9 protein-coding genes are annotated in these 14,213 nt (G+C 57.4%); 1 reads left to right on the top strand and 8 read right to left on the bottom strand.

All coding sequences use genetic code 11. From position 1 onward, the window contains the following. Positions 1 to 91 precede the first annotated feature (91 nt). From rnr to CA51_RS04920, 8 genes are all read right to left on the bottom strand, one after another. Positions 92 to 2,365 carry a ribonuclease R gene (gene rnr, locus CA51_RS04955; protein WP_145118343.1) on the bottom strand — a complete coding sequence of 758 codons (2,274 nt, stop codon included), beginning with the start codon at positions 2,363 to 2,365 and terminating at the stop codon, positions 92 to 94. A 125-nt stretch (positions 2,366 to 2,490) separates the two neighbouring features. Next, positions 2,491 to 3,819 carry a serine/threonine-protein kinase gene (locus CA51_RS04950; protein ID WP_231746008.1) on the bottom strand — a complete coding sequence of 443 codons (1,329 nt, stop codon included), beginning with the start codon at positions 3,817 to 3,819 and terminating at the stop codon, positions 2,491 to 2,493. 290 nt (positions 3,820 to 4,109) lie between these two features. Next, complete coding sequence (locus tag CA51_RS04945; RefSeq protein WP_145118339.1) at positions 4,110 to 5,732, bottom strand: serine/threonine protein kinase; 1,623 nt, start codon at positions 5,730 to 5,732, stop codon at positions 4,110 to 4,112. Next, positions 5,725 to 6,330 (bottom strand): sigma-70 family RNA polymerase sigma factor, encoded by a 606-nt coding sequence (locus CA51_RS04940; RefSeq protein ID WP_145118337.1) that lies wholly within the window; start codon positions 6,328 to 6,330, stop codon positions 5,725 to 5,727. The genes CA51_RS04945 and CA51_RS04940 overlap by 8 nt, the downstream gene beginning before the upstream one ends. 202 nt (positions 6,331 to 6,532) lie before the next feature. Then, positions 6,533 to 9,541 (bottom strand): right-handed parallel beta-helix repeat-containing protein, encoded by a 3,009-nt coding sequence (locus CA51_RS04935; RefSeq protein WP_145118335.1) that lies wholly within the window; start codon positions 9,539 to 9,541, stop codon positions 6,533 to 6,535. A gap of 575 nt (positions 9,542 to 10,116) precedes the next feature. Continuing rightward, positions 10,117 to 10,299, bottom strand: coding sequence for a hypothetical protein (locus CA51_RS04930; protein WP_145118333.1), 183 nt, complete (start codon positions 10,297 to 10,299; stop codon positions 10,117 to 10,119). Positions 10,300 to 10,416: 117 nt separating this feature from the next. Then, positions 10,417 to 10,620: a hypothetical protein gene (locus CA51_RS04925; protein WP_145118331.1), complete on the bottom strand. Its 204-nt coding sequence runs from the start codon at positions 10,618 to 10,620 to the stop codon at positions 10,417 to 10,419. Positions 10,621 to 10,686: 66 nt separating this feature from the next. Continuing rightward, positions 10,687 to 12,495: an NADPH-dependent assimilatory sulfite reductase hemoprotein subunit gene (locus CA51_RS04920; protein WP_145118329.1), complete on the bottom strand. Its 1,809-nt coding sequence runs from the start codon at positions 12,493 to 12,495 to the stop codon at positions 10,687 to 10,689. Between the two features lie 257 nt (positions 12,496 to 12,752). On the opposite strand from CA51_RS04920, the gene CA51_RS04915 reads away from it, so the two are divergent. Further along, entirely contained in the window at positions 12,753 to 14,144 is a 1,392-nt protein-coding gene (locus tag CA51_RS04915; RefSeq protein ID WP_197451603.1) for an aminotransferase-like domain-containing protein, read from the top strand. Positions 14,145 to 14,213: the final 69 nt, after the last annotated feature.

Here is a 14,213-nt window from a genome sequence, read left to right as displayed (position 1 = left end):
CCGCCGCCCCGATGCAAATTCTTCGTCGATTCTCGTCGCCGCCGTGCTGGCGTGGCCCTTCGCGTGTCGCGATTTGCCCCCACCGAGACCGCTAGTGTTTGCGTTTCTTTTTGCCGCCGCGGCGGTCCCGTTTTTTCGCAGTTCCCGCCGTCGCCGGCTTGGCTTTGTTCTTCAGATGGTGCTTCGGCCCCTTGCCGCGATCCTTGCTGACCAAGCCGTAGAACAGCTCCCGCGCCTGCATGTCGACCTTGTCGATCTTGACCACCACGCGATCTCCCAGCCGGAACTGGTTCCCTTCGCGGAAGCCTTCCAATCGATGCCCCTTGCGTTCGAAGCGGTAGTTGTCCGGCGGCAGTTTATCGATCGAGATGTAACCTTCGGCCGGCATCTTGATCCCGCGTGCGTACAGTCCGTCGGGATGGACCCGCGTGACCACGGCTTCAAAGGTTTCGCCGATATTCTTATTCATATGATGCAGCAACTTGATGCGGATCAATTCGCGTTCGGCTGCTTCGGCGTTCTTCTCTTGATCGCTGCAGTGGTGCCCCAATCGGATCAACACCGGCATCGGATCGCTGGGATTCTTGTTCCCTTCGGTCAACTTCTGCACCATCCGATGGATCGTGAGGTCGGGATAGCGGCGGATCGGGCTGGTGAAGTGGCAATAGTGATCCATCGCCAAAGCGTAGTGCCCCTCGCGATGCGGACCGTAGATCGCTTTGTTAGTCGCCTTAAGTACAGCGTAGTTGACCGCATAATCCAACGGCGTGTTCTTGACCGATTTCAAGACTCGGCGGACCGCGTGGCGGTTCTCTAAATCATCCCCGGGGATACCGATATCCTTCAGGAATTGAGCCAGTTGGCGCAGCTTGCGGCGTTCGGGAGCGGGGTGGATGCGGCGCAGGAAATCGAACTTCATGTCGTCGAACCAAGTCGCAACGCCTTGGTTCGCGGCGAGCATAAATTCTTCGATCACCTGGTGGCTTTCGGTGTTAACGACCAGATGGGCACCGCGGACCTTGCCGTTGGAATCGAGATCGATCTTGATCTCGGGCAGGTCCATTTCGAGCGATCCCTGCTCCATCCGGCGGGCTCGCAGCTTCATCGCCAACGTGTGCATTCGCTGCAATTGATCGCAGATCGCATCCCCCAGCTTCTGCCGCATCAAGTCGGGGTTATCTAAAAACTGATCGACCTGTTCGTAAGTCAGCCGACAATCGCTGCGGATCGCGCTGTTGTAGACCTGCGTGGCGACAACCGCACCGCCGCCGGTGAATTCGATTTCGACGGTCTTCGCATACCGAACCCGATCGGGCTGCAGACTGGCCAAATGGTTGCTGATGATCTCGGGGATCATCGGCACGACGCGGTCGGGCAGATAGACGCTGGTCGCCCGCTGCTTGGCATCCTGATCGAGGATCGATCCTTCGGGGATGAAGTGCGAGACGTCGGCGATGTGAACCGACAGCCGCCAGTGATCGTTTTCGATCGCCTGCAGCGAGATCGCATCGTCGAAATCACGGGCATCAAACGGATCGATCGTCAGCGTCAGCAGATCGGTCAGATCGCGACGGTCGGCCGGAATCGATTCGTCAAACTTGTCGGCTTGTTCCCGCGCTGCGGCCATCACTTCCTCGGGGAACTCTTCGGGCAAACCGTATTGCCGCATCACCGCCATCGTATCGACAGCCGGATTTTTGCTGCTCCCCAAGACCTCCATGATCACGCCCTGGCCGCCGCTGCCGTCGCGCTCGGGGAACTGAACGACTTCGACAACCACTTTGTCATCGTTCTTCAGCGGCAAGCCCCGCGTATCGCCGACCGAGATCGGATGCTTCAGATGCGTGCCATCCAGAAGGACGAGATTCTCCTGCCCGCTTTTGCGGAACGTTCCGGAAAACTGCCGCGTGGCGCGTTTGATCACCCGTTCGATATGCCCTTCCATTCCGCCCCGCGATCGCGAGCGGTTGGTGACCAGACGGGCTTCGACAAAGTCGCCGTCGAAGGCGTCGGCGACATACGGTTCGGGCACAAAGACGTCCTCCAGCGGAGCCGCTTGTTCGCCGGTTCCCTCTTGGCGGATGAAGCCAAAACCGGCTTGAGCCAGCCGAAAGATGCCGCGGACCAGCGGAGAACTCTGCCGCCGCTTGGTCGCATGCACCTCACCGGGCGGAATCACGAGATGGTTCGATGCGTAATCGAGTTGTCCTTGCAGGACGAGCCACTTCACCGTGCGGCGGACTTCGCGATATTGTTCGTCCTCCAACTCCAACGCCTGCATGATCTGCTTCGGCTTGCAGGGTCGATATTCGGGACTGTGAACATAACGTACGATCGCATCTGCGAGTTCTGATGATACTTCCATGCATCGATAATAACTGCCGGATGATCAAACCGAAACGGCAGCGGTTGGTTGTTTGCCAATGCGGACGAGAATACCGATTGTTCGGTCGGATTGCGGGGAATTGATGTTCGAATGCTCCGCGTTCATCACGACACCGGCTGTTGGCGAGGTTTCTTGGCTCGGGTGCGAAGGTAAGCTGGAATCGCTAGCAGATAATTGATCGATTCAACAAGACAGGCGATGATCAATATCGAGAAGACCGAGACCTTGGTCAGCGGCGTGGGAAAGCTGTGTTCAAAGGCGGCGCTGGTGTCGAAAGCGGAAACGAGAAAGATGGACAGACATCCTAGACTGGTTACCGCAGATATCCAGAAGGCCCAACGCGAACCACGGATTAGGCGATAGCCGAGCCACGCTTTGGGCAGATGAACCAAGCCCGCACTCCAGACAAAATCTTGTACCGACTGGACGATGTCGGCTTGAGAAGTGAGCCCCAGGGGGATGATGACGGCCAGTTGGGAGAACATCCATCCTACGACTAATAGATGACACCACAGCGATGAGAGCCCGGCGATGCGGAGTCGCTGGGGCTGCGAGCACCATTTGGTAAATCGTTCGTACCGGGTGGGCATCCGCGCTACGACGGGACGGCCATCGAGATACCGCTGCAAGTCATCGCTTAGTTCCGCAGCGGATCGGTAGCGTTCGTCGACCTCTTTGCGAAGGCATTTGCTGCAGATCAACGACAGATCGATCGGCGTATCGGGGCGGATGCGATGTGGCAGCTCGGGCGTTTCGTTGGAGATTCGCTGCAGAAATTCGCCTAGCTGGGCGCCTTCCATGAGCGGTTGGCCGGTCAGCAGTTCGTACATCATCGCGCCGAGACTGTAGATGTCTGCCCCGGCGGCTGGCGCGGACTCGGCGCCGTCGAGGCACTCGGGTGCCATGTACATCAACGTTCCCAGGACCACACTGGTACGTGTGTTGGACCAATCGGCAGAGGACATCGAGGCCAGGCCAAAATCGGTCAGCCGAGGCTGGAAGGAGAGCGTCGAGGGGGTGGTGTTGTCAGCTTTTGGTGGGAATAACAGCACGTTGCCCGGTTTGATGTCGCGATGCAGCACTCCTTGGCTGTGAGCGTATTGCAGGGCATCGGCCAACAGACCAATCAGTTCGGCGATCGCTTCAAAGCTCAATCGATTGGGGTTGTCCAGCAACCACTCGCGCAGATCGGGACCGTCGCACAATTGGGAAACGATGTAGGGGATGCGGCTATCGAACTGCGCTTCATAGACCCGGCAGATGCCAGGATGGTCGAGCGTGGCGATTATTTGCGCCTCGCGTTGCAAGCGGCTGACGTGCGCGTCGCGCGAATCGCAACGCGGTATCTTCAGCGCCACGAAACGATTTAGATTGGGATCCAACGCTTGGTAGACGATTCCAAATCCACCGCGGCCCACTTCGCGTTCTAGCACAAACCGATCGACCTTCATCCCTGGCCGTAGAAAAACCTCTTCGACGCTCCTGTCTGAAAGGGTTGTTACCGTGTGCGGTGTCAGGGCGTCTGGCCTTTCAGGGGAGTTGTCCAGCGATTCACTTCGTGTCTCTGTCAAAACCGGGCCCTCAGTCGATTGCCAATCTCAATCGATGTGTTTTATCACGCCGTCGGATTCTTTCCACAGCGATTCAAATGAAATTATCCACTTGCCCTGAGTTCTACCGGTGCGAATCTGGCGCAGGACGCGATCGAGGGGGAGGCCAGAGCCTAGAGCAAGGATCGGCGGAAATCGTTGTCGGGCTGGGCCGTGCGCAAATGAGCTGGGGTCGCAAACACGTAATTGAGCGAATCGATCAGGCTGGCAATGATCAGGATCGAGAAGATCGCAACTTTCGAGAGCGTGGTGGGATAGTTGTAATCGAACGCAACGCTGGAGTTGAATGCCGAATAGCAGAGGATCCCAAACGACGCGGCGCTTGTAAGCATCGCGGGGATAAACGCCCACCGCGAACCGCGGAACACGCGCCAACCGAGCCAGGCGTTGGGCAAGTGCAACAGACACGAAACCATCGCGATGTCGCGGATGTGCGCAGCCATGTCCGGCAGCTTTACTCCCAGCGCGATGGAGGTGGATAATTGCACCACCAGCCAGCTGACGACGATTAAGTGCATCCAGATCGTATAGAGCCCGGCGAATCGGAGTCGTTGGGGGCGTGAGGTCCACCGCGCAAAACGATCTCGCCAGGTGGGCAATCGCGCATGGATCGGCTGGCCGTCGAGGAAACGGCGGAGGTCGTCGTGCAACTCCTCGGCGGATCGATACCGATCGTCGACCTCTTTGCTCAGGCACTTGCTGCAGATCAACGAGAGATCGATGGGGACGTCCGGGAAGACCACGTGCGGCGGCACGGGGACGTCGTTGCCAATCCGATGCAGCAACTGACCGAAGAACTCACCTTCCAACGGTGGTCGCTTGGTTAGCAATTCGTAAAGAATGGCTCCCAGGCTGTAGATGTCGCATCCCGCGCCGGGCCGCTGCGTACCGGCCCCCATGCATTCGGGAGCCATGTACATCGGAGTCCCGATCACCACGCTAGTGCGGGTTCGGGACCAATCGTCGGACTGCATCGACGCAAGGCCGAAATCGGTGATCTTTGGTATGAACGGCAAACGACATCGCGCGGGTTTCGAAGACGCTGGCGTCGAACCGTTGTTCGGAAACAACAGCACATTGCCCGGTTTGATGTCGCGGTGCAGGACGCCATTGTGATGGGCGTACGCGATCGCATCGGCGAGCTCGGCGATCAGTTCGGCCGACTGCTCCGGTGACGGATGGTTGTCGTTGGACAGCAGCCACATTCTCAGATCGGGGCCGTCGCAGAACTGGGAAACGATAAACGAGGTTTCGCCGTCGATCCCAGCTTCGTAGACGCGGACGATGTTGGGATGTTCCAGCGTCGCAACGATTCTCGCCTCGCGATGGATGCGATCGGTTTGCCCCGCATCGCAATCGACACGGGGAAGTTTGATGGCGACATCGCGCTCTAATTGCGGGTCGATCGCTTTGAAGACGATCCCAAAACCTCCTTGCCCCACTTTGTGCTCAAGGATAAATCGACCGACCTTTGTTCCCGATGCGTAGTTCGCGATTCTCAATTCGGAATGATCGATCGTCTCGAATTTATAATCGGTCTTTGCATCCTGCGGCCAGCGACGCTGCAGACGTTGCACGACGGCCCTGAATTGTTCGTCGTTTTCGTCGAATTCATCGGACGCTGGTTCGGTGAAAGAGGAATCGCGGCGTGGGTCTTCGGAACTTGCAGATTCGTCGAACTGTCGATCGCTTGCCGGACGGACGGGGTCGTCGCCATCGGCGGCGGGGTTAGCCAAAGCTACTCTCCTGAACTGCCAATATTTCTTGGAGGCGTTTTACGGCGCGGGTCCACAATTTTCGGGCCGCATCGGCGGAAACGTCTAATCGGTCGCCAACCGCTTCCCAGCTCATCCCTTTGATGTTGCGCAATTCGATCACTTTGCGAGCGCGATCGGGGAGCGCTGCGATCGCCTGTTCCAGTTGTTCATCGCGTTCGGCTCTCTTCACGATCCTGCTTGGCGAACCCTCGCGATGGAAAAGTCCCGACTCGAGTTCGACTTCGCGCCGCACGTCGCGTCGTTCGGCATCGTGGAACTTGCGTCGCGCATCGACAAAATTGTTCCGCAGCGTGCGTTGAGCCCAGTCCAGAAATGCGGCTTGGTTTGTACCGCGGAATTTGGCGAGATCTTGAGCGATTTCCAGCAGGGTGTTTTGCACCAGATCGGAATCGCTCAACTTGGACCGAATGTTTGCTGGCAATGGGTAACGCGCCGAGGCCTCATTCAAATAGTGGCCAGTCAAAGCAAGTAATTCGTCCAATGCAGCGGGATCGCCCGAACGCACATCCTGCATCAAGTCGCTCCACGCTCGCGTGGATTTTGTCAGCCTATTCATGAATATTCGAAATTAATGGATCTTGATGAGGCTCGCTGTTGTGACGGCAATGGTTGTGATACCAGAAGGTGTGATTAACAACAATCCGCGCAGATTAACTGGTGCTGTAAATAAGAGACAGGGGACCCCGCGAAATCTTCGCGGAGCCCCCTGCAGTCACGTTCACTCACGAACGATATCTGAAGCGATTCAAGAGGAGCAACTATTCGCCGGGCTGATCTCCTTCGAATCCGCTGTTATCGAGATCGCCACCGTCGGCGTCTCCGTTGCCAAGCAAAGTATTGGGCCCTGGTGCGGCAAAGAGTGTGCCGTCAACATCGATCCCGTCGTCGCCATTGTTGCTGGCCGTGTTGTTGCTGATCGTGGCGTTGGTGTCGTTCATTCGGATTCCGTCGCCGCCGTTGCCGTTGGCGGTGTTAAGCGAAAATCGTCCCGCGCCGGGAACATTGACATCTTCCAAGACGATCCCATTGAACTGATTGTTGTTCGCAGTGTTGTTGTAGAAATATTCTCCGGCAACGTCTCCGGCTTGGAAGCCATTGACACTGTTATCGTTGGTGACGTTACCCGCCACCAAGCCATAGACACCGCCACCAACATGAATCCCATTGTGGAGTCCTGCGGTGCCGTTTCCGTTTGCTTCGTTGGATGCGAACGCGAGAGGCGCCGAGCCTGGAGCTGCTAGGCCTGCGACATCGCCTTCAAAACGCATTCCCGATCCACCATTGGCGTTGGTTTGATTTTGGATTACTTGCCCAACTGCGAGTCCTCCCACTCGCAGACCATGCCCACCGTTGTCATTGGCAACCGTATCACGAATCACTGCGTCAACGTTTCCCGCAAACTCGAATCCGTTGTTCCGGTTCTCATTGGCCTGGTTGTTTTCGAAGACCACCGGATTTCCCGGAGCGGCTCTCAGAACATCGCCTCCCACGCGGAAGCCATGACCGAGGTTGCGATTTGTCATATTGCCAGTGACAGCAGTGCTTGTCAGGTTGTTGGCGATATCGATGCCTTGATCGTTGTTTCCGCTGGCGATGTTGTCGCGAACCTCGCCGACCAGGCTTCCGCTGATGAACAATCCGTTTCCGTTGTCGTCAAATGTATTGCCGACGACATTGCCCGTCTGGCTGCCCAGCACACGCGCACCATTTTGAGCGTTCAAGACCGCGTTGTTATTGTTCATATCTCCCGTAAGATCGCCAACGATTGTGATTCCGTTGCCGCCGTTTTCTTGAGACCAATTGCCACTAACATCGCCGGTCACATCGCTGCGGATAAACATCCCGTCGACGGCGTTGGCGTTTGTCGAGTTTTCGACGATATCGCCTTCCACACCGCCTAGGACAAACAGCCCGCTGCCGCTTTGCAACAGCCCCAGCGAACTCAGATTATCGTTGGCCTCGTTGCGAGCGAGCGAGCCAAGCAATTGACCTTCGATGAACAAGCCGCCATCGCCGTTTTCGTTAGTGACGTTGTCCAGCACATCGCCGATCACATCCCCGCCGATCTCCATGCCGTATCGCTCGTTGTTGTTCGCCGAGTTGGCTTGCACCAGGCCGTTGACCCTGCCCTGAACCACGATACCCGATCCCCCATCCGAATTGTTGGCGGTGTTGGCCGCCAGGTCACCTGTCACGTTACCGGTGACAACAATCCCTATCCCTTGGTTGCCGTTGGTGGTGTTGAAGATCATATTGCCGTCCAAATTGCCATCCACCACGATGCCAGACGCATACCCTGGGCCCGAGTTGTCATTCGCGGTGTTATTCGCAATATCACCGGTCATATTCCCCACCACTGAAATCCCTAAGAATTGATTGTTGTTGGCAGTGTTGCTCTGGATCGAACCGGTCCCGTTGACGTTGTCGAAAAAGACGCCAACAAAAGACCGCTCAATCGTATTGTTATGGACGTCAAAGCCGCTGACGCCATCACCAAAGATGCCAAATCTGCCGGTGTCGGCGATCGCAAAACCGGCCACCTCCACGTTGTCGGCCGCCACCGTGATCGCAGTGTCCGGGGCGTTGATAATCCGCGGCGTCGCAGCGTTTGGATTAACTCGCGGCAGCAAAAACGAGCCCTGATCGCTAACAAAGCTGTGGGCAAAACCTTCCCCCAACAACCTCTGCCCTTCGGTGCTGACGAGAATGGATTCGCCATCAAAGACACTGTCGCCGTGCACAAACACGATATCTTGCGGCTGGTTCGATGCAGCCGCCAACGTGTTGACCGGATCAAACACGCCGCCGCTGCCTGCCGCGGAATTGCTGTCGACGTGCAACACCGTAATCGCGTTGCCAGCGGCGGTTGCCAGGATGTCCTGGTACGTATCGTGGACCGCGATGTGATTGCGTCGATGGACCGGATCGTTCATCCGGTTCGAAACGCTTTGCAACGAGCTGCCCGGATTGCCACGTCCAAATCGGAATTCGACCGACATTCCCCCCGTCGTACCGAACAGGCCATCGTTTTGCAGAAAGCCGTTTACCCAAGCGGTATCGTTGACGCGGAACTCCAACCGCCCCTTCACGCCCGCTTCGCTTGTATCCTGACCATACAGGCCATATCCACCAATAAATGCCTTGATCTGGAAGGCATCCTCCCCGTACAGCAGGCCTCCCATCTCGCCGTCGATCGTGGTCAATGCCTGCTGATAACCTTCGACTCCAACGATGATGTTCTGCCCCGCGGCACCTCCGAAACGTGGTGTCCCCAACAGCCCCGTCGAGACCTGTTGCACGTCGGTGTTGGTTGGCAAGTTGACGTTCATCCGGGCATCGAAGACCGACCCTAGCGTCTCAAAACCGAAGCCGACCTGATGGTATTGCGCGATGTCGCGATCGCGGTAATCGTAATACGTGTATCCGCCGAAGATGCGATTCATCGTCGCGTCGAAATAGCGAACACCGCCCCCCAAATTTCCCCCTTTGGCTTCGGTTTGTTCGTTATAAAGGAGCAGTTGAGTATCGGTGAAAAACAGCACATCGCTGCTGGGTTGCATCAGCGGAACAAACGCGCCGATCCGCGTGTAACCATCGTCCAGACCGACACCCTCGCCGGCAACGTGCCCCAGTCCGTAACGGGCTCCATATTGTTGGGCCTCGGATTGGTTGGGCGCACACACGGCTGGCAGTCCGGTCGCGAGCAACATCGACAACCACCACTTTGATTTTCTAACGCGTCGAGATTTGCGACTCGTATTGTTCATGGGAACGTCCTTGTAAATTTGCAATTGGAAGTTGCCGCATGCGTCCAATGACGTGCTTCATCAACCTCTGCCGATAACCTCGTCGCCCCACAACAAGTTATTCACAGCGTCCCTCCGGCGCCGCCAGGGTTTGCCAGGAAGTGAAATAAACTCGACAAAATCTCCACGACCACCGCGTCCGGTTTCTTGTCACAGTACGCCAGCGCAGGCACCACACATTGGTAGGCCAGGCGTGCGTTATTACATTGCGATCCACAGGCCGCGTTTACAATTCGAATGCGGAACGGATAGCGACTCGAATCGCTGAAACGCTACGCAAAAAGCCAAGCGTTGGGGGGCCGCCTGAGAAGGCGAGTAGATTACTGCGAGCGACTTGATCGGCTGGGGGCGTATCTAGTTTTGGAGCTGATCGGCGAAGTGAGAATGGGGAAGGTCATTCCAGCCGAAAGCCCCAACGGCTGCAGTGCAAAGTCGCTTCAAAAGTTATGAGCCAGCAGATTGCGGCGTCGATGAACAGAACAACACACCTTCCTTGGCGATGGAGCTACTGAAGGGATAATCGCTCGAAAAAGGTTTTACGGAAAAGCTACAAGTTCAACGCGAAACAGATCATCGCGATCGCACGCCAGATCGCGCGTGGGCTCGGCGCGGCGGATCAGCACGAGATCATCCACCGGGAAACCAATCCGGCGAACATCTAGATCGAAGCCGAAAAGGGACGGCCGAAGATTTTGGATTCGGCTTGCCAGCGATGACACCGCGAGCGAGCAAGAAACGCCCACGGGTCGGAGAACTGCGAATAACGGCATCGCCAGGCATCCGGACGCTCCCACGAAGCGGGCGTCGACGCCATTCCGCAGGCTTGCAACCACTGTTTAATGGTCGGCGCCGTTGAAATCGTTTTTGGGTTTGCCGTTTTCGTCGTACCGCATCCATGCGAAATAGGTGAAACAGACGGGCAGGCAGGGGATCACGGCCAAGTGGTACCAGGATCCAAACGCAGCAAATGCGACGCTGGCAAACGCAAACCCGAGCCACAGGTATTTCGTGTCGCGCCACAAACCTTTTAGTTGTTCCATTGTTTGCTCCTGAGTTATCCGAAAGGAAGCGAGCCGTGGAGAGACTTGCTGCCGTTTGCTGCTGCATTAAATCGATGTAGGCCCGTCGACAGTTAGACTCGCTGCGGTGTCGTCGACGATCGCCGCGAGCCCATCACCGAATCGATTACAGAAATCGCCAAAGCTTTCGCCATCGCTGGCGTGATGTTTGTAGGCTGTGAACAGCTGGACCAACTGAGGCACCAGGTCCGACGCGGCGACCATGTCGCGATAGATGAAAGCCAACCGCGTTCCAAGCAAGGTTCCGCCAACGTAGATCGTGTAGCGATCGACCGCTTTGCCAACCAAGCCGATATCGGCGACGTAGGGGCGGGCACATCCATTGGGGCAACCGGTCATGCGGATCGTGAACCGCTTGGCACACAGCCCCAGACGTGCGAGTTCGCGTTCCAGGTCGTCGATCAATCCCGGCAGTCGCCGTTCGGCTTCGGTAATCGCCAAACCACACGACGGAAGTGCCACGCAAGCCATCGCGTACCGTCGCGCCATGCTTACCTCTTCGGTCGGGCGAATCCCATTGGCAACCAGGATCTCGGCGATGCGTTGGCGTTGGTCGGGGCGGATGTCGCAGAAGATCAGACTCTGGTTCCCCGCCAAACGAACCTCCGTTCCCAGATAGTTGACGATCTCTCGCAGCCCGGTTTTCAGTTGCTTGGCGGCTTGATCTTTGACTCGCCCGTTTTCGATGCTCACCCCGTAAGAGAAGAGCCCATCGTCCTGAGCTTGCCAGCCCATGTGATCGTCGACGTCCTGGACATCATCCTCGGTGCAATCTCCCAACGGGAAGTTAAGCAGACGCTGGACATGCTGGCGAAACGTTTCGATTCCCCAACGGTCGACAAGATACTTCATCCTGGCGACCTTTCGATCGCTTCGATCCCCATTGTCGCGTTGCACGATCAAAACAGCTTTCGCTACGTCGACAGCTTGTTCCGCGGTGCAGAACGCCATCCGTTTGGCAACCGCTGGATAGGTCTTCTTTTGGCTGGGCGTGGTCCCCATTCCGCCCCCGACCAACACGTTGTATCCGATCACGCGTCCGTCGCGAACGACTGCCAGGAAGCCAAGGTCTTGGGTGTAGATATCGATGCAGTTGTCCGCTGGCAATGCGATCCCACATTTGAATTTTCGCGGCAGATAGGTCGGCCCATACAGCGGCTCGACATTTGATGGTGCCTCCGCTCCGCCCTCGCTTTCATCCCCGGACGGATCGCTGGGAGTGTGGGATGCGAACATGCGTTCCCCCGTTTGTACGTCGGTGACCCACAGTTCGTGATAAGCGGATGTTTGCGGAGCGAGCGAGACAGCCAAGGCATCCGCAAGGCGTTGGAGTTCGCGATGAACGGGATCGTTTTGCTTGCGAGGGCAGCACATCACGTTGCGATTGACATCCCCGCAGGCAGCGAGTGTCGATAGTCCGATTGCGTTGATCTTGCGAATGGTTTGCTGCAAGTCACGTCGCACGACACCATGCAATTGGATCGTCTGACGCGTGGTGATCTTCATGGTCGAATTGCCCAGAAGGTCACAGATATCCAAATGTGCGAGAAACTGTCGCGGCGTCAACCGACCGCCAGGAATCCGGCAGCGGACCATCATCGAGAACGCCTTCTCCTTTCCCTGTTTGCGGAGCACGCTGCGTTGATCGCGGTCGTCCTGTTGGTAGGTGCCGTGGAACTTCAGCAGCTTCAGCGTCTCGGTCCCAAAGCTCGGTGATTCGTCGGCCAACTCTTGGGCGATCTCCCCAGCGAGATATTGGCTGTCCGCCTTGATCTGTTCATCGCGAGTCAGCTTGGGCTTGGAAGTCGTGGTCGGATCGGGTGAATGGGTGCTCATGGAAGTAGTAATGCTCCACCGCAGCCGCCCCGTCAATCTAGCTTTGGCAGATCGTTAGCAATCCATTCAATCGACCTTTTGGATGCAGTCAATCAATAGGCAAATCAACCGCGCAATTGAAACTCGACTGGTGCAACGTTCACTTTAGTTGCGATTTACAACACAGAAGCTGCTAGCGATTGAATGGCTATTCATCTAGGCTAGGAGCCACGCACTTCCGGCCAATTGGCGTTCACGGGTTCGAGAGAGGGATGGTTGTGAAGAACAAAACATCGCAGCGACGAGACGACTGGTTGCCCGATGTCGAGCGCCCAGACATCCCGATCTATTTGGCTGTGGCCGAAGCGATCGCTGCCGATATTCAAGACGGGAGGTTGCGAGGTGGCGACCATTTACCGACGCAACGGACGCTTGCCAAACGCTTGAATTTGGACGTGACCACAATCGCCCGCGGATACTCCGAAGCGGCGCGACGCGGGCTGGTCGAAGCTCGAGTCGGGGCGGGGACGTTTGTCCGCCGCAGTTCGCCGCAACCGACCCGCGTCGGCCGGCAATTTGACCTCGCGGATCGATCCATGAATCAACCGCCCGATGTCGCCGATCCCGATGTACTGACGGCGATCGCCGATTCGTTTCAAGTGGTTTCCGAATCGATGCCTTCGGTGTTGCGATACCAACCGCTGGGCGGATCGATGCGCGATCGCGCCGCCGCGATCCGGTGGCTTTCGAATCGCGGGATCGATGCCGGTCCCGAAGCTGTTTACGTGACGGCGGGAGCGCATGTTGCGTTGGGAGCGATTGTCGCCAAGATCGGATCGCCCGACGATGTGATCGGGTGCGATCAGATCACGTATTCGGGAATCAAAGAAGTCGCATCGACGCTGCGCCGCCGCTTGATGGGGCTGCCTGGAGATGCTCACGGGATGTTGCCAGCGGCGCTCGATCGAGCGGCCCGAGAAAATCGGGTGCGTGTGGTTTACGTCAATCCAACGCTTCGCAATCCAACGGTTGAAACGATGCCGATCCAGCGCCGCAGCGAGATCGTGCAGGTCGCTCGCAAACATGGGATCGCAATTATCGAAGACGATGCTTACGGGATGCTGCCGACAGCCGGCCCACCGCCGTTTGCCGCGCTAGCCCCCGAGATCACATTCTACGTGACGACGTTAGCCAAGTGTTTGGCACCGGGGTTGCGGATCGCGTATCTGGTTGCCCCACGCGACCAACGGGCCAGCGGCGTGCTGTCGGCGCTGCGAGCGGTTTCCGTAATGGCGTCGCCGGTCTGCGCCACTTTGGCAACTCATTGGATTGAATCGGGACTGGCCGACGCCGTGTTGGCATCGGTGCGATCGTCGACCCGGGCGCGACAGCGGTTGCTCAAACGCTACCTGCCGGCCGACATCGTGCAAACCGATGAACATGCTTTTCACGCCTGGATCCGTTTGAAAAAACCCTGGACGCGGGCCCATCTTGTCGATTGGATGCGCGGCTATGCGTTGGGCGTGGTGGCATCGGATCGCTTCTGCGTCGATATCGAAGCACCCGAAGCGCTCCGAGTCTGCCTTGGCGGAGCGGCGAGCTTGCAGGAGACAGAGCTTGCGATCCAAGCGCTTTGGGGCGCCCTGCAAACCGAGCCCAATGCGATTTGAGAAACTCTCGGCTGCGGGCGAAGTCGCAAGTAGTCGAGTGATGCGAGGGTCGGCTGAACCAATGTTTCC

The sequence above is a fragment of the Rosistilla oblonga genome, from assembly GCF_007751715.1.
Taxonomy (GTDB): Bacteria; Planctomycetota; Planctomycetia; order Pirellulales; family Pirellulaceae; genus Rosistilla; species Rosistilla oblonga.
The sequence above is the reverse complement of the archived record's forward strand: the minus strand, read 5'-3'. Positions and strand labels throughout refer to the sequence as shown.

Excerpts from the sequence above, each read along its gene's own strand:
- rnr (WP_145118343.1), bottom strand. The coding sequence starts at position 2,365 with ATGGAAGTATCATCAGAACTCGCAGATGCGATCGTACGTTATGTTCAC.
- CA51_RS04940 (WP_145118337.1), bottom strand. The coding sequence starts at position 6,330 with ATGAATAGGCTGACAAAATCCACGCGAGCGTGGAGCGACTTGATGCAG.
- CA51_RS04935 (WP_145118335.1), bottom strand. The coding sequence starts at position 9,541 with ATGAACAATACGAGTCGCAAATCTCGACGCGTTAGAAAATCAAAGTGG.
- CA51_RS04925 (WP_145118331.1), bottom strand. The coding sequence starts at position 10,620 with ATGGAACAACTAAAAGGTTTGTGGCGCGACACGAAATACCTGTGGCTC.
- CA51_RS04920 (WP_145118329.1), bottom strand. The coding sequence starts at position 12,495 with ATGAGCACCCATTCACCCGATCCGACCACGACTTCCAAGCCCAAGCTG.